Genomic DNA, 16737 nt, shown 5'->3' with positions numbered 1-16737 from the left:
TATGATTCGTCAAGAGAAAATGACGGTCGTCTCTCAAAAGCAAATTGCGACAAACATTTTCGAATTGACACTTCGTGGTGAACTGGTTCAGGATATGACTCCTGGCCAGTTTGTCCATGTAAAGGTGTCAGATTCATTGGAGCCGCTTTTACGTCGACCAATCAGTATAGCAAACATAGATAAAGACAACAGTGAATTTACAATGATTTACCGTGCGGAAGGTCGAGGAACGCAAGTATTAGCAACAAATCGTGAAGGGCAGTTAGTCAATGTCCTTGGCCCAATTGGTAATGGCTTCCCAGTCGACGCTGTAAAGGCAGGTGGGACTGCATTGTTAGTTGGTGGCGGCATCGGTGTACCACCTTTACATGAACTTTCCAAACAGCTTCATGCTCGTGGTGTGAAAACAATCCATGTATTAGGCTTCCAATCAGAAGATGTTTGCTTCTATGAGGAGCAGTTTAATGCACTTGGTGAAACGCATTACGTAACAGTAGATGGATCGAAAGGAACGAAGGGCTTTGTAACAAACGTGTTAGAAACGCGTGCACCCGAGTTTGATGTGTTCTATTCTTGTGGTCCTCTACCAATGCTAAAAGCGTTAGAAGGCTTCTACCCAGAAAAAGAAGGGTACTTATCTTTTGAAGAGCGCATGGGTTGTGGCATTGGGGCTTGCTTCGCATGTGTATGCAAGACAACAGATCAAATTGAAAAAGACTATGTCAAAGTGTGCTCTGACGGTCCAGTATTCCCGAAAGGTACGGTGGCATTATGAGTCGTTTAAATATCCAAATACCTGGCTTAAATTTAAAAAATCCAATTATGCCAGCTTCAGGCTGCTTCGGCTTTGGTCGTGAATATGCACAGCTATACGATTTATCGAAGCTTGGCGCTATTATGATTAAAGCAACAACAGTGGAAACAAGACCTGGCAATCCAACACCACGTGTAGCGGAAACAGCAGCAGGGATGCTAAATGCCATTGGCTTACAAAATCCTGGTATTGAAAAAGTAATGAATGAAGAATTAAAGTTTTTAGAAGGCTATGATGTGCCAATCATCGCCAATGTAGCTGGAACTGAAACAGCAGATTATGTGGAAGTTGCACGTCGCATCTCTGCAGCACCGAATGTAAAAGCGCTAGAACTGAATATTTCTTGCCCGAATGTAAAATGTGGGGGTATACAATTCGGTACAGACCCAGCAACAGCACGAGAGCTCGTTGCGGCAGTAAAAGCTGTTTCAGAAGTACCTGTTTACGTAAAATTATCACCAAACGTAACGAATATCGTAGAAATCGCTCAAGCAGTGGAAGCAGGCGGAGCGGATGGTATTACGATGATTAACACTTTAATCGGCATGCGTTTACATGAGCGTACAGGTAAACCAGTTATTGCAAATGGTACAGGAGGCTTATCTGGCCCAGCAGTAAAACCAGTTGCCATTCGTATGGTATATGAGGTATATAAAGCCGTTAATATTCCGATTATTGGAATGGGCGGAGTGAGCGAAGCGCAAGATGTTATTGACTTTATGTCAGCAGGTGCATCAGCAGTCGCAGTTGGGACAGCCAATTTTGTAGACCATTTCGTTTGCCCGAACATCATTGAGGAGTTACCAGCAAAGCTTGACGCATTAGGCGTAGAGCATATTACGGACATAATCGGAAGGAGCCATCGTTAATGAATACAAAACCAATACTAGCACTTGATTTCCCAGGTGAGGCGGAAGTTTTCAAGTTTTTAGCACATTTTCAAGAGCCTCTTTTCGTAAAAATTGGTATGGAGCTTTATATGCAGGAAGGTCCTGATATTGTACGTAAAGTGAAGGATTTAGGTCACGATATTTTCCTAGATTTAAAGCTACATGATATTCCAAATACTGTTGGCTCAGCGATGAAAGGTTTAGCAAAATTAGGGGTAGATTTAGTCAATGTACATGCAGCAGGCGGTCGCCCAATGATGGAAGCAGCACTCGAAGGCCTAGAAGCGGGTACACCAGCGGGTCGAGCGTGTGCAGCGTTAATTGCTGTGACTCAATTAACATCTACTACTGAAGCGCAAATGCAAACAGAGCAAAAAATTGCATTAACATTACAAGAATCTGTATTACATTATGCTAGCTTAACAAAACAAGCAGGCTTAAATGGTGTTGTCTGCTCGGTTCATGAAGCACAGGCAATCGCCGAAGTGTGCGGTGAGGACTTCTTACGTGTCACACCAGGTATTCGTTTAGCTGGTGGTGACGCACACGATCAAAAACGTATCGCTACGCCAGACGGCGCAAAACGTGATGGATCTTCGTTAATCGTAGTTGGGCGTGCCGTTACAGGCGCCCAAGATCCAGTGGCAGCATATAAAATCGTAAGTGAATTATGGGAGGCAACAAAATGACATTACAAAACGAAATCGCACACGCTATGCTAAAGGTAGGCGCAGTTGAATTAAATCCAACAGATCTTTTCACATGGGCATCAGGCATTCAATCACCGATATACTGTGATACTCGCTTAACTATTTCAGATCCAGTGATCCGTAAGCAATTGGCAAACGGCTTAGCAAAAATCATTAAAGAAAATTTCGAGGCTACAGAAATCGTAGCGGGTACTGCTACAGCAGGTATCCCACATGCTGCGTGGGTAAGTGACATTTTAGACTTACCTATGGTGTACGTCCGTTCAAAGGCAAAAGAGCATGGCCGTGGCAATCAAATTGAAGGAAAATACGCAGCGGGTCAAAAAGTCGTTGTAGTAGAAGATATTGTGTCAACAGGTGGTTCCTCTATTACAGCAGTAGAAGCTTTACGTGCAGCAGGTTGTGAGGTACTAGGTGTCGTATGTGTCTACACATATAATTTACCACGTGCTGAGCAAGCATTTGAAGAAGCTGGCATCCAATATGTATCTTTAACAAACTTTGATTATTTAATTGAAGCAGCGAACGAATCAGGTGCTATTAAAGAGGAAGATATTCCATTTTTAAAAGATTGGCATGCAAAACTGAAAGCTGGCGAACTATAAGGTTAAATAGAATAATAAGAAGAACTTTAAAAAAACGATCACGGTTAGATTAGCCGATGATCGTTTTTTTTATGAAGATGTACGTTTTGAAAAATTAATAAAAAAATAGTTTTTTACTGTAGCAAAAAGTGCTTTTTGTTGTTAATACTTTAAACCGAAAAACTATATAAAGATAATAATTGAATATTGTAAATAAACAGAATTATAGATTTGTTCCTAAAATATTCAAGTTTACCAAATAAAAGAATGCTTTAAGTAGGGAGAGCATGAAATAGGGTATTGATTATTATTATATCTAAATAATAAATAAATGATGGATAATAGAAAAAATAAGAAGGCTAGCAAATATATGTTTGTAAAGAATAGAAAAAATATATAATTTTTTGTAATAGTTGTATGGTTTATTATGTATATAACATTATGAGTGTTGTAAAAAAACTCTTGATTAAATGCATTATTTCTATATAAAATAGCAATATGAATAATTTTCAGATAATTCCATAAGTATATAGTTAGATGCTTTTTTGTTTCTTCTGTAAAAAATTTATTAATATGTTTTTTAATTGAATAAGATGAAAACTATTAAAAATTTGAGTAGAAATAATATTGAAATAAGTTTAATCAATTTTTGAATCTTTTTTCTGAATATTGAATCAGAAAAGTTTGTCATCGTAAGTTATTACTACATATTTCTATTTAGAAAAAATACAAAAAGGTGTGATGAGTGAAATGAATTTAATACTTGAAGTGAAAAACCTTAAAACTGGTTTTGATATAGACGGAGAAATATATCACGCGGTTGATAACGTTTCGTTTACCGTTAAGCCAGGCCAAATTGTAGGTATTGTAGGGGAATCTGGTTGTGGGAAAAGTGTGATGTCACTATCAATCATGCAATTACTTCCTCAAGGGATTGGCAAAGTTACTGGAGGAGAAATAAAGTTTCAAGGCAAAAATATTGAAGGCTACAAAAGTGATGAGATGAATAAAATACGAGGCAAAGATATTAGTATGATCTTCCAAGAGCCTATGACATCTTTAAACCCTGTATTTACAATTGGCAATCAGATTGAGGAGATTTTATTAAACCATCTACCAATCTCGAAAACAGAAGCAAGAAAGCAATCAATTGAATTATTAAAAAGTGTAGGCATACCAAGACCAGATAAAATTGTGGATGAATATCCACATCAACTATCAGGTGGGATGCGACAAAGGGTCATGATTGCAATTGCCATCGCTTGTCATCCAAAGCTTTTAATTGCTGATGAACCTACTACTGCATTAGATGTAACTGTACAGGCCCAAATACTTGAACTGCTAAGAAAAATTCAAGCGGAAAATGATATGTCTATTATTTTAATTACGCATGATTTAGGTGTAGTGGCAGAAATGTGTGATGAAGTCATCATTATGTATGCTGGAAAAATTGTAGAGCGTACGAATGTGGACAATCTTTTTTATAATCCGAAGCATCCTTATACAAAGCTATTAATGGCATCCATTCCACGTATTGATATTGAGGTTAGTGAGCTAACAACAATTCAAGGTATTGTGCCATCTTTAAAAAATATGCCGACAGTCGGCTGTCGATTTGCCGATAGATGCCCGTCAGTGAAACCAGAATGTAGTACGGTAACGCCTCAGCTTGTCAATATTGGCGAGGGTCATGAGGTTTCGTGCTTACTATATGAAGGTTCTATCCTAGAGAAGGTGTGAGGTAACAACATGACTGATACGACAATCAAACAACATAAAGAAACTTTGCTTGAAGTGAACAACTTAAAAACCTATTACCCGATTAAAGGTGGATTTCTCAAAAAAACAGTCGGACACGTGAAAGCTGTAGATAATATATCATTTTCTATTAAAAATGGTGAAACATTAGGGTTAGTTGGTGAGTCTGGTTGCGGAAAATCAACAACTGGCCGAACGATTATTAGATTGTTAGATTCTACAGAAGGACAAATCGTGTTTAATGGTCAGGATATTACGACATTACAAGGCAAATCATTAAGAGAAATAAGAAAAGATATCCAAATGGTTTTCCAAGATCCTTATGCTTCATTAAATCCAATGCAAATGGTTGGCAGTATCGTAGCTGAGCCTATTATGAATTTCCACAACAAATCGTTGGATTCTTTAAAAGAAGAAGTCATTGAATTATTGAGAAAAGTAGGGTTGCCGAAGGACGCGTATTATAAATATGCACATGAATTTTCTGGTGGTCAACGTCAACGAATTGGTATTGCAAGAGCATTAGCACTTAAGCCAAAGTTAATAATTGCAGATGAACCAGTTTCTGCCTTAGACGTTTCCGTACAATCTCAAGTATTGAATCTACTAAAAGAGTTGCAGGATGAGTTTGATTTAACGTTTTTATTTATTGCCCACGACTTAAGCGTTGTTAAACATATGAGTGACCGCATAGGCGTGATGTATTTAGGCAATATTGTTGAAATTGCGAACAAGGAAAGCATTTATGATGAACCGTTGCATCCATATACTCAAGCGCTCATTTCAGCAATACCCGTGCCAGATCCTCGGAAAAAAAGCAATCGCATTGTTTTACAGGGCGATGTACCGAGCCCAGCTAATCCTCCGCAAGGATGCCCATTCCATCCAAGATGCCCAAAGGCCATGATGGAATGTTCCTTAACAAAACCAGTATTAAAGGAGGTGAAGCCAGATCACAAAGTTGCTTGCCATTTATATTAAGCTGGCAAGAAAAAAAAGGATAAAATGCTTTTCAAAATAAAAAATTATCGGGGGGAAAAAAATGAAAAAGACTAAAACATTATGGTCACTTTTACTTATGCTCGTCATGGCATTGTTCCTAGCAGCATGTAATAATGATTCATCGAAAACGGACGACAAAGATACAGGAAAGGATACGGAAACTCCAGTTACAACAACGACTGATGCTAAAGAAGGTGGCGTTGTAACATTCGGTACAGACCAAGCGCCAGAGGGCGTATTTGACCCTGCATTCGCGGGAAGTATTGTGGATGCATATATTCAAAACTTCATGATGGATGGCGTTTATGATGTAAATGATGAGTTAGAATATATACCAAACCTTGCAAAGTGGGATATTAGTGAAGATAAATTAACGTATACATTCAACTTTGAAAAGGGCGTAAAATGGCACAATGGTGATGAATTAACAGGGGAAGACTGGGTATTTGCATTAGAAACGTTAGCAGACCCTGATTATGATGGTCCTCGTTTTAATTATGTTGAAGGTGTAAAAGGGGCAGAAGATAAAAAAGCAGGAAAAGCTGATACAATTTCAGGAATTGAAGTTGTTGATCCTTATACAATTAAAGTGACATTTAAAGAAGTGAAAATTAATAATCTAGAGAGCATTTGGCAATATCCAATGCCAAAGAAACATTATGAAGGCATTGCAGTTAAAGATTTAAGTGAATCAAAACAAGTGCGTGAAACACCTGTAGGAAACGGGCCGTTTAAAGTGAAAAAAGTTGTGGACGGCGAGTATTCTGAATTAGAGCGTTTTGATGATTACTGGAAAGGGAAACCAGCGCTTGATGGTATTATTGTAAAAGTTATTGACCCATCATTAGCTGCGGGTGCGTTCCAAAACGGAGAAATCGACATCATGGATATTAGACCACAATCTGTGAAAGAGCTTTCAGCATTAAGCAATGTACGTATCGAAGAAACGACTGGTGTAAGCTATTCTTATATCGGGCTTCGTTTTGGTCATCGTGATCAAGCTACTCTTAAAAATGTAGCAGATTTTGATAAATTCAATTCAAAAGAATTACGTCAGGCACTATTATATGCTCTTAACCGTCCAGCAATGATCGATGCTTTCTTAGAAGGAAAAGCTGAAGTTGCGAATACAGTTATTCCAGTTACTTTCTGGACTGCTGCAGATGCTTCAGATTTAAATGCATATGACTTTAACGTAGATAAAGCAAAAGAACTATTAAAAACAGCAGGCTATGTGGATAAAGATGGCGATGGATTTGTTGAAGATCCACAAGGCCAACCATTTAAAATTTCATTTGGACACTATGCAGGACCAGCAGCATTTGAAGGTCGTTCACAAGCAATCATCCAATCTTGGAATGATATTGGTGTAAAAACGGAATTAGCAACAGGTAGCTTAGTAGAGTTTAACTTGTACAATGAAATGAAAGATAATGATGATGCTGCATTAGAGGCATTCTTCGGTTCTTGGAGCATGGGTTCTGATCCAGATCCATCTGGTTTATGGGCAAATGATGCAGAATGGAACTACGGTCGTTATGTAGATGAGCAAAACGACAAATTATTAAAAGAAGCGTTAAGCGAAGCGGCATTTGATAAAGACTACCGTAAAAAAGTTTATGTTGATTGGCAAAAGTACTTCAACGAAGAATTACCAGCACTTCCATTATGGGAAAACCTAGATTTATATGGTATTAACAACCGACTACAAGGTGTTCATATTAACGCTGTTGGTTTCCAAACAGACGTTTATAAATGGCATATTGTCGAGTAAATTTAATGCCTAAAAAAGGCTGAGAAACCTACTACTATTGGGCTCTTTTAAGGAGCCTGATAGTAGTAAATTTTAATTGATAAGGGGACGTCACATGCTTCAATACACACTTCGAAGATTACTCGGCATGATTCCATTGTTACTCCTTATTTCGTTAGTTGTGTTCTTCTTAGCAAAAATGATGCCAGGAGATCCATTTGCGGGAGAAATTGATCCTTCAAATACAAACCCACAATACATCGAGGAAATGAGAGAGAAGTTAGGCTATAATGATCCAATTATCGTGCAATATGGAAGATGGATGTCTAATTTTGTACAAGGGGATTTTGGCAAATCAACAGTTTATAAAAAACCTGCAGTAGATGTTATTGCACAACGAATTCCGAATACATTATTTTTAGCAGTAACCTCTTTAATTTTTACGTATATATTTGCTTTTTTCATGGGCATGTATGCAGGGAGAAAACCTTATACACTTGGTGATAATTTAATAGCTTCATACAATTATTTGGCTTTAGCGATTCCATCGTTTGTCGCTGGTATTGTAGCCATTTATGTGTTCTCTTTCCAACTAGGGTGGTTCCCATTCAACGGCTCAGTTGGCGTAGGACTTCAAGAAGGAACGTTTGCTTACTATTTAAGTAGGGTCCATCACGTATTATTACCAGCACTTGTTTTAGGATTAATGGGAACGGCATCCTATACGCAATTTTTACGAAACGATATTATCGAAAACAGTAGAAAAGATTTCGTACGTACAGCGAGAGCAAAAGGAACAAAGGAATCAAAAATTTACAACAAGCATATTTTAAGAAATTCGATTATTCCGATTATTACTTTTCTTGGTTTTGACATCGCGACATTAATAAGCGGTGCAGTAATAACAGAAACCATCTTTACTTATCCCGGAATAGGCGCACTATTTTTAGATTCCGTTGGTAGAAGAGATTATGCGGTCATGATGTCGATAACTATGTTACTTTCGTTCTTAACACTTTTTGGGAATTTAGTAGCCGATTTATTGTATGGTATAGTAGATCCGCGAATTAGACTAGATTAGGGAGGGGAAAAATGTGGAGATTATAACAAAACAAGAAGCGTCTGCATCAAAAACACCGAATAAAAGCCCCTCTCCATGGGTGATAGCGAGAAGAAAGTTCGTTAAAAATAAATTAGCTATGATAAGCCTTATTTTTTTACTAATCGTTATTATTCTATCGTTTTTAGCACCATATATTACGACAAAAGATATCGTGCGTGTAGACTTTATGAAAATTAGCCAACCACCTTCCAGTGAGAATTGGCTTGGAACCGATACAAATGGCCGTGATGTATTTACACGAATGCTCTATGCAGGTAAATCTTCTTTAACGGTTGGTATAGGTTGTATGTTTTTCATTGTTTTAATTGGGACAACTATAGGGTCTATTTCAGGTTATTTTGGGGGCAAAATCGATCAAATTTTAATGCGTTTCACTGACTTTGTATTAATGTTCCCATTACTAGTTTTTGTGATCGTGCTAAATACGATTTTAGTTGGTAAAGTATCAGGCTTATGGACGTTAATCATTGTCATTTCCGTATTAAGCTGGGGTAGTGTTGCCCGTGTTGTACGAAGTCGAATTCTTGCAGAAAAAGAAAATGAGTACATTTTAGCTGCACAGTCAATCGGCTGTAAATCATCGAAAATCATTATGAAACATTTATTACCGAACGTCGCTTCTACAATCATTGTACAAGCTACATTATTAATGGCGGTAACAATTGTTATTGAGTCGGCATTAAGCTTCTTAAACTTCGGTGTGCCAGCAGATACACCAAGTTGGGGAAATATGCTAGCCGAGGCTAGAAACTCAGACGTGCTAAGAGATAAAATTTGGATCTGGATTCCACCAGCAACAGCCATTACATTAGTCATTTTATCGATCAATTTTATCGGAGAAGGACTAAAAGATGCAATGAATCCAAAATCAAGAAGATAATGTTGGTAAATAAATGGCACCTATCAAAGTCAATTTAACTTTGATAGGTGCCATTTGCTGTTGGTATGGAGAAGGGGGATTCTGCGGAGCGAGAGATGATCCCGCAAAGCGAAGGTTGATTTTAGGGGATGAGTGCGATCCCGCGAAGCGAGGGAGTAATTCCGCGGGGTGAGGTGCTGATTCCGCGAAGCGAGGGAGTAATTCCGCGGAACGAGGGAATGATTCCGCGAAGCGAGGAGCTGATTCCGCGAAGAGGTGTGATTCCGCGGGTTGAGGGTGTGATTCCGCGGAGCGAGGGGCTGATTCCGCGGGTTGAGGGTGTGATTCCGCGGAGCGAGGGGCTGATTCCGCGGGTTGAGGGTGTAATTCCGCGGAGCGAGGGGCTAATTCCGCGAAACGAGGGGTTGATTCCGCGAAGCGAGGGAGTAATTCCGCGGGTTGAGAGTGTAATTCCGCGGAACGAGGTGCTGATTCCGCGAAGCGAGAGAGTGATTCCGCGAAGAGAGGATTGATTCCATGGGGTGAGTGCTGATACCGCGGAGCGAGGATGTGATTCCGCGAAGCGAGGAAGTAATTCCGCGAAGTGAGGGGCTGATTCCGCGAAGCGAGAGAGTAATTCCGCGGAACGAGGGAGTGATTCCGCGAAGCGAGGTGTGATTCCGCAGAGCAAGGGTGTGATTGCGCGAGTTGAGGGAGTAATTCCGCAGAGCGAGGGGCTGATCCCGCGAAGCGAGTGCTGATACCGCGGAGCGAGGTGTGATTCCGCGGGTTGAGGGAGTAATTCCGCGGGGTGAGGAGCTGATCCCCCGCAGCGATGCAGTAATCCTTGGGAAAAAAGAAATAAAACCGTTTTACCAAGCAACATGTAGAAAGAAATATCAAAATTGTACATGGAAGCAGAATTTGAAGCGTAGAAACTAACTATTTTTATGTAAAAGGTTGCTAATAAAAAAACTAATTATTGTGTGGAAAATAAAAAAATAAATATAAATTAATGGTAGAAACAAAATTTTTTTAAAGTAATAAGAAGTTATGAAAGCAAAGCATTTAGCAGCGCAAAAATACTTAAATAAAAACATATAAATAAAATTTATTTACGAGCAAATTTTATTATTAATTATTGAAAAAAGTTGAATGTGAAGTTAATAACCTCTTTTTTATTTTATTTTAAAATAATTATTGGGCATTAACTCACTTATTTTATTTATATAACAAATTATAAAAATTAGTAGATGAAATAGTAAGTTCATCTAGATAAAAAGTAGGTAGAAACATTATATTTTATGATAATAATTTGAAAAAAACGCTTGATTTTGCATATAAGTACTAGATAAAATAGCGTTATAATAAATTATCAGATAATTCTATCTATAATGTGAGTGTCAATAGGGAGGTGTTCATTCAACGGAATTATAATTTTAAAATAAAGATAAATACATTTAGCAGAAAACTGAATGTTGGAGGGAGATTGTTTGTGTACAAATAACTTATTAACAATTAACAATTTAACAACGAGTTTTCGTATTAAAGACACATACCACGCAGCAGTAGAAGATGTCTCGCTCTCACTAAGAAAAAATGAGATTTTAGCGATAGTAGGAGAGTCGGGCTGTGGGAAGAGTACGTTAGCCACAACTATTGTTGGCTTACATAATGATGGGAATACAAAAGTGACTGGGGAAATACTTTACAATCAACAAAATTTAACAAAGTTAAGTGAAGTACAATTCAACCAATTAAGAGGCAATGATATTGGCTTTATATTTCAAGATCCTCTTTCAGCTTTAAACCCATTAATGCGCATTCATGAACAAATTGCGGAAGGTCTTATTTATCACACAACACTAACTAAAAAGCAACGTGAAGCACGTGTTTTAGAATTGCTTGAGCAAGTAGGGATTGCTCATCCTAAACGGGTTGCTAGACAATTCCCGCATCAATTATCAGGTGGTATGCGCCAGCGTGTCATGATTGCGATAGCGCTATCCAGTAAACCAGCCATTATTATTGCTGATGAACCGACTACAGCTTTAGATGTAACGATTCAAGCACAGATTCTAGACCTTTTAAAAACGCTGCAAGATGAGACACAAGCGGGCATTATTTTAATTACACATGACTTGGGCGTTGTTGCAGAAATTGCAGACCGTGTAGCTGTTATGTATGCAGGACAAGTTATTGAAGAGGCGCCCGTCCAAGTATTGTTTAATGATGCCAAACATCCATATACCCGTTCCTTATTAAATTCCATTCCGCAAACACATAAGGAAAACGAGCGACTGGAGGTAATACACGGCATGGTGCCTTCGCTCATGCATTTGCCACGTGAAGGCTGTCGTTTTTCAGCCCGCATACCGTGGATTGATGAATCAGCACATGAAAGTGCCCCCCAATTACATGAAATTGCACCTGGGCATTTTGTTCGCTGCACTTGCTGGAAACACTTTCGTTTTAAAGGGGAACTAGGGGGTGGAACAGTATGACATTTATGCTCATTAAAGATTTAAACGTCCATTATTCAATACGAGGTGGCTTTTTTAATACCGTCATTGATAAAGTGTATGCGGTTGACGGTGTGACGATGGCGTTTGAAAAAGGAAAAACATATGGTTTAGTCGGTGAATCGGGTTCTGGTAAATCAACTACAGGTAAAGCAATCATTGGTCTCGAAAAGGTAACGTCTGGCCAAATCATTTATGAAGGGCACGATGTTACCAATAAAAGACGTAAACGCAATTCGGCATATAACAGAGATATTCAAATGATTTTCCAAGACGCTCACTCAAGTATGAATCCAAGAAAGCGTGTACTAGATATTCTGGCAGAGCCGATGCGTAATTTTTTGAAGCTTAGTGATCAGGAGGAACGCAAGCGCATTAAAGCGTTACTTGCCATTGTCGGTATGTCAGAGGACGTTCTGTTAAAGTATCCCCATGAATTTTCTGGAGGGCAAAAGCAACGCCTTGGAATCGCACGGGCAGTTGCTTGTAATCCGAAATTGATTATTGCTGATGAGCCTGTATCCTCACTTGATTTATCAGTTCAGGCACAAGTGCTAAATTTTATGAAAGATATTCAGCAAGAATATGGGCTAAGTTACTTGTTTATTTCTCATGACCTTGGGGTTGTAAAACATATGTGTGATTACATTGCAATCATGTACAAAGGGCGCTTTGTTGAAACGGGTACCCGTCAGGATATTTACATAAATCCACAGCATATTTATACAAATCGCCTATTGTCAGCTATTCCACATATTGAGCCTGAAACGAGGATGGCACGCAAAGAAGTTCGGCAAAAAGTCGAAGAGAAATATCGCACAGATCATCATCATTATTATGATGAAAATGGTAAAGTATACCCTTTAAAATCCATTTCAGAAACTCATAAAGTAGCGATGTCTGACATTGAGCAGGAGGGATTTTAAAATGTGGAAAACTGTTGTGAGACGCACTATTGTAATGATTCCCCAAATGTTTATATTAAGTTTAATTATATTTATATTGGCAAAACAAATGCCTGGCGATCCTTTTACAGGATTAATTACACCAGAGACAGATCCTTCGAGGATTGAGGAACTACGCATACAAGCGGGCTTCTATGATCCTTGGTATGTTCAATATTATCGCTGGATTACGAATGCCTTTCAAGGTGATTTTGGACAAAGCTATACATATAAAATTGCGGTGTCCACTCTTATTGGTGAGCGTGCACTTAATACATTTTGGCTTTCATTACTTAGTGTCATACTAGTCTACTTGCTCGCCATACCATTGGGAATGCTTGCAGGACGTAAGCAAGATACATTTTTAGATAAATCGATTATCCTATACAGTTTTATTAGCTTCGCAATTCCCACTTTTGTATTATCTCTCGTTTTCTTGTTCGTTTTTGGTTATCGCTTCATGTGGTTCCCAACGAGTGGAACCGTTGATGTTGGACTTGAATCAGGAACGATGGCCTATTTTTGGAATAAAATATATCACTTGCTATTGCCTGCTATGACGGCAGCTATTTTAGGTACTACAGGGATTATCCAATATTTACGCTCGGAAATTATTGATGCTAAAACACAAGATTATGTAAAAACAGCTCGAAGTAAAGGCATTCCAATCCGTAGAATATATGCGCGACATATTTTCCGCAATTCAGTTCTTCCTATTGCAGCGTTTTTAGGGTTTACAATAACAGGTTTATTAGGTGGCTCGATTTTCATAGAAACTATTTATGGCTACCCAGGTATGGGGGAATTATTTATTAGTTCAATAACGAGTCGCGACTATAGTGTCATTACTGCTCTTATCATGCTGTATGGTTTCTTAGCATTATTAGGTAGTCTGCTGTCGGACATTATTATGAGCATTGTGGATCCTCGTATCCGTATAGACTAACGACTAACATAATGTGTAAGAAGAGGTGAATACGAATGACGCAACAAACTTACGAGACGAATATGATGGAAAACTCTCCGCCGACAGGTATACAAGTCGTTTTACGAGAGTTTAAAAAAGATAAAGTAGCGATGTTTTCCTTTTTTGGTGTCACGATTATTATGTTAACGATTTTTATTGCAGCATGGATGCTCAATCAAGAAGAAGTATTGAAAATTAATTTGCTAGAACGCTATACCGAACCAGGTGTTAATGGTTACATTCTTGGAGCAGATGAAGCAGGACGTGATGTGCTAGGTCAGTTAATTATTGGGGCGAAAAATTCGCTTTTAATTGCTATATGGGTAACGGTGATAGCCAATATTATAGGCATAGCTATGGGAATTATTATGGGCTATTACAGCGGTATTGTGGATAATGTGATGATGCGAATAATTGATTTTATTATTACATTACCGACACTTATGATTTTTATTGTCCTTGTTTCTATCATTCCAGAATATGGCGTTCTTGAGCTCGTTATTATTATCAGTGCATTTCAATGGATAGGAATTGCACGGTTAATTCGAAGTAAAGCTTTATCAGAAGGGCGACGGGATTATGTAAGTGCATCTAAAACAATGGGGACGAGTGATATAGCCATTATGTTTAAGGGGCTATTACCAAATTTAAGTTCGATCTTAATAGTAGAGTTTACATTAAGTCTTGCGGGTAATATTGGGATTGAAACAGGGCTATCATTTTTAGGATTTGGGCTACCACCTTCGACGCCAAGTTTAGGAACTTTAGTAAGCTATGCAAGAAATCCGCTCGTCTTAGCAGACAAATGGTGGGTTTGGCTACCAGCATCTTTATTAATTTTAGTTTTAATGCTCGGTATTAATTATATAGGACAAGCATTCCGTCGTGCCGCTGATGCAAAACAAAGATTGGGATAACAGAGGAGGCAATAACAATGAGGAAAAAGTGGTTGATGAATGTTATTACGTTGGCAATCATATTGCTATTAGCTACCGCCTGCAATCGCAATGATAAAGAGCAGTCAAATGAAGTTGAGGGCAGCAACGATAAGCCAGCACAAACAGAAGATAACAAAGTAGATACAAATACTCTTCCATTTGAAGTCACACACGATGGGGATACTATTCAAGGAGGCACATTACAAGTAGGACTTGTAGCAGATTCGCCATTCAAAGGTGTTTTCTCCTGGGAGCTTTATGCAGATGTTTATGATGCAGAAATTATGGGCTACGCAACAAATAGTTTATTTGTCGTAGATGAAGACTTTTTAATAACTGATAAAGGCATCGCCAAGTTGGATGTTGATGCGAACAATAATAAAGTAATGATTACGATTCAAGGGGATGTGAAGTGGTCGGACGGCATGCCTCTAACTGCGGATGATTTAATCTATCCGTATGAAATAATCGGTCACCCCGATTATGAAGGTGTGCGCTATGATGATGACTTTAAAAATATTGTAGGGGCAGAAGAATACCATGAAGGTAAAGCTACTACAATTTCTGGTATTAACAAGATTGATGACAAAACGATAGAAATTTCGTTAAAGAAAGTATCACCTGCTATTTATTCAGGTGGTGATGGTTTATGGGGCTATGCAGCACCGAAGCATCAACTTGCAGCGATTGCTGTAAAAGATTTAATTTCCTCTGATGTCGTGCGTAAAAATCCAATTACTCTTGGGCCATTTAAATTTGACAATATAGTCAATGGTGAGTCTGTACAGTTTGTAGCAAACGAACACTACTATAAGGGCAAACCAAAAATTGATAAAGTCGTTGTGCAAGTTGTACCCTCGACATCAGTAGGGGAGGCATTAAAAACAGGGAAATTTGATTTAACGTCAGAATTCAGAGCCAATCAATATGATAGTATAAAAAATTTATCAAATATTTCGATATTAGGGCGACCTGAATTATCTTATAGCTATCTAGGCTTTAAGTTAGGGAAATATGACAAAGAAAAAGGCGAAAATATTTATGATGAAAAGGCAAAAATGAATGATGTTGACTTACGTAAAGCGATTGCCTATGCAATGGATATTGAAACTGTAACAGATAAATTTTATCAAGGGCTACGTGTGCGTGCAAATTCTCTAATCCCGCCAGCTTTTAAGTCCTACTACGATGAAACGCTAGAGGGCTATCATTATAATCCGCAAAAAGCGAAAGAAATACTCGATACAGCAGGCTATAAAGATACAGATGGTGACGGTATTCGTGAAGATAAAGATGGCAATAAGTTTACCATTCGTTTAGCGGCGATAGCGGGTTCTGATACGGATGAAGCGATCGTTGAGTACTATCGTCAAAACTGGAAAGAGGTTGGTTTAGATGTGCAATTAACGACAGGGCGTCTACTTGAATTCAATAACTTCTACGATAAGGTAGAAGCAGATGATCCTGAAATTGATATGTATATGGGGGCTTGGGGAACTGGAACAAACCCATCTCCAGCAGGATTATATAGTAAAGGCGCAGCATTTAACTTCAGTCGCTATGTCTCAGAAGAGCTGACAAAATTATTAAATAATATTGACTCGGAGGAAGCACTAGATGCAGATTATCGTGCCCAAGCTTTCCGTGCATGGCAAGAATATATGCATGAAAAGGCAGCGATAATACCAATGTATTTCCGTACTGAAATTATTCCTGTCAATAAACGCATAAAAAACTATGCTATTCAATACGGAAATGTTACAGAGCTACAAAACGTTGAATTTATTGCAGATACAGCTATTAAATAGAGCCATGTTTATGATGAAACTATTAAAAGTGATGTGAGATTCAGTGGATGAAATGAGGAGGAAAT

General features: G+C 38.4%; 14 protein-coding genes. All 14 read left to right on the top strand.

What is annotated here, in order from left to right; all coding sequences use genetic code 11:
- The first annotated feature begins 1 nt into the window (after position 1).
- The 14 genes from JNUCC52_RS08880 (at position 2) to JNUCC52_RS08815 (ending at position 16672) form a co-directional block, all read left to right on the top strand.
- The gene (locus tag JNUCC52_RS08880; RefSeq protein WP_139860213.1) at positions 2 to 775 is read left to right on the top strand and encodes a dihydroorotate dehydrogenase electron transfer subunit; all 774 of its coding nucleotides are present in this window, start codon (positions 2 to 4) and stop codon (positions 773 to 775) included.
- Positions 772 to 1683, top strand: coding sequence for a dihydroorotate dehydrogenase (locus tag JNUCC52_RS08875; RefSeq protein WP_139860211.1), 912 nt, complete (start codon positions 772 to 774; stop codon positions 1681 to 1683). The genes JNUCC52_RS08880 and JNUCC52_RS08875 overlap by 4 nt, the downstream gene beginning before the upstream one ends.
- Complete coding sequence (pyrF, locus tag JNUCC52_RS08870; RefSeq protein WP_337981934.1) at positions 1683 to 2393, top strand: orotidine-5'-phosphate decarboxylase; 711 nt, start codon at positions 1683 to 1685, stop codon at positions 2391 to 2393. Before JNUCC52_RS08875 ends, pyrF begins: the two co-directional genes overlap by 1 nt.
- On the top strand, positions 2390 to 3019 hold the full coding sequence (gene pyrE, locus JNUCC52_RS08865) for an orotate phosphoribosyltransferase (protein WP_139860207.1): 630 nt from the start codon (positions 2390 to 2392) through the stop codon (positions 3017 to 3019). Before pyrF ends, pyrE begins: the two co-directional genes overlap by 4 nt.
- A 720-nt stretch (positions 3020 to 3739) precedes the next feature.
- Positions 3740 to 4738: an ABC transporter ATP-binding protein gene (locus JNUCC52_RS08860; protein WP_337981933.1), complete on the top strand. Its 999-nt coding sequence runs from the start codon at positions 3740 to 3742 to the stop codon at positions 4736 to 4738.
- Positions 4739 to 4747: 9 nt separating this feature from the next.
- Entirely contained in the window at positions 4748 to 5737 is a 990-nt protein-coding gene (locus tag JNUCC52_RS08855) for an ABC transporter ATP-binding protein (protein WP_173477829.1), read from the top strand.
- A 61-nt stretch (positions 5738 to 5798) separates the two neighbouring features.
- Positions 5799 to 7532, top strand: coding sequence for an oligopeptide ABC transporter substrate-binding protein (opp4A, locus tag JNUCC52_RS08850; protein WP_337981932.1), 1734 nt, complete (start codon positions 5799 to 5801; stop codon positions 7530 to 7532).
- Between the two features lie 94 nt (positions 7533 to 7626).
- Positions 7627 to 8592 (top strand): oligopeptide ABC transporter permease, encoded by a 966-nt coding sequence (opp4B, locus tag JNUCC52_RS08845; RefSeq protein WP_173477827.1) that lies wholly within the window; start codon positions 7627 to 7629, stop codon positions 8590 to 8592.
- 13 nt (positions 8593 to 8605) lie between these two features.
- On the top strand, positions 8606 to 9514 hold the full coding sequence (gene opp4C, locus JNUCC52_RS08840; protein ID WP_173477826.1) for an oligopeptide ABC transporter permease: 909 nt from the start codon (positions 8606 to 8608) through the stop codon (positions 9512 to 9514).
- A 1472-nt stretch (positions 9515 to 10986) separates the two neighbouring features.
- Positions 10987 to 11997, top strand: coding sequence for an ABC transporter ATP-binding protein (locus JNUCC52_RS08835; RefSeq protein ID WP_337981931.1), 1011 nt, complete (start codon positions 10987 to 10989; stop codon positions 11995 to 11997).
- Entirely contained in the window at positions 11994 to 12941 is a 948-nt protein-coding gene (locus JNUCC52_RS08830) for an ATP-binding cassette domain-containing protein (protein ID WP_173477824.1), read from the top strand. Before JNUCC52_RS08835 ends, JNUCC52_RS08830 begins: the two co-directional genes overlap by 4 nt.
- 1 nt (position 12942) lies before the next feature.
- On the top strand, positions 12943 to 13905 hold the full coding sequence (gene opp4B, locus JNUCC52_RS08825) for an oligopeptide ABC transporter permease (RefSeq protein ID WP_173477823.1): 963 nt from the start codon (positions 12943 to 12945) through the stop codon (positions 13903 to 13905).
- 35 nt (positions 13906 to 13940) lie between these two features.
- Positions 13941 to 14843 carry an ABC transporter permease gene (locus tag JNUCC52_RS08820; protein WP_173477822.1) on the top strand — a complete coding sequence of 301 codons (903 nt, stop codon included), beginning with the start codon at positions 13941 to 13943 and terminating at the stop codon, positions 14841 to 14843.
- 17 nt (positions 14844 to 14860) lie between these two features.
- The gene (locus tag JNUCC52_RS08815) at positions 14861 to 16672 is read left to right on the top strand and encodes an oligopeptide ABC transporter substrate-binding protein (RefSeq protein ID WP_337981930.1); all 1812 of its coding nucleotides are present in this window, start codon (positions 14861 to 14863) and stop codon (positions 16670 to 16672) included.
- Positions 16673 to 16737: the final 65 nt, after the last annotated feature.

This window comes from Lysinibacillus sp. JNUCC-52 (genome assembly GCF_015999545.1).
In the GTDB taxonomy this organism is placed as follows: domain Bacteria; phylum Bacillota; class Bacilli; order Bacillales_A; family Planococcaceae; genus Lysinibacillus.
This window is presented reverse-complemented; position numbering and strand designations above follow the sequence as displayed.

What these genes read in the sequence shown, in the direction of transcription:
- JNUCC52_RS08880 (WP_139860213.1), top strand. Translation starts at nt 2, where the DNA reads ATGATTCGTCAAGAGAAAATGACGGTCGTCTCTCAAAAGCAAATTGCG.
- JNUCC52_RS08875 (WP_139860211.1), top strand. Translation starts at nt 772, where the DNA reads ATGAGTCGTTTAAATATCCAAATACCTGGCTTAAATTTAAAAAATCCA.
- pyrF (WP_337981934.1), top strand. Translation starts at nt 1,683, where the DNA reads ATGAATACAAAACCAATACTAGCACTTGATTTCCCAGGTGAGGCGGAA.
- pyrE (WP_139860207.1), top strand. Translation starts at nt 2,390, where the DNA reads ATGACATTACAAAACGAAATCGCACACGCTATGCTAAAGGTAGGCGCA.
- JNUCC52_RS08860 (WP_337981933.1), top strand. Translation starts at nt 3,740, where the DNA reads ATGAGTGAAATGAATTTAATACTTGAAGTGAAAAACCTTAAAACTGGT.
- JNUCC52_RS08855 (WP_173477829.1), top strand. Translation starts at nt 4,748, where the DNA reads ATGACTGATACGACAATCAAACAACATAAAGAAACTTTGCTTGAAGTG.
- opp4A (WP_337981932.1), top strand. Translation starts at nt 5,799, where the DNA reads ATGAAAAAGACTAAAACATTATGGTCACTTTTACTTATGCTCGTCATG.
- opp4B (WP_173477827.1), top strand. Translation starts at nt 7,627, where the DNA reads ATGCTTCAATACACACTTCGAAGATTACTCGGCATGATTCCATTGTTA.
- JNUCC52_RS08830 (WP_173477824.1), top strand. Translation starts at nt 11,994, where the DNA reads ATGACATTTATGCTCATTAAAGATTTAAACGTCCATTATTCAATACGA.
- opp4B (WP_173477823.1), top strand. Translation starts at nt 12,943, where the DNA reads ATGTGGAAAACTGTTGTGAGACGCACTATTGTAATGATTCCCCAAATG.
- JNUCC52_RS08820 (WP_173477822.1), top strand. Translation starts at nt 13,941, where the DNA reads ATGACGCAACAAACTTACGAGACGAATATGATGGAAAACTCTCCGCCG.
- JNUCC52_RS08815 (WP_337981930.1), top strand. Translation starts at nt 14,861, where the DNA reads ATGAGGAAAAAGTGGTTGATGAATGTTATTACGTTGGCAATCATATTG.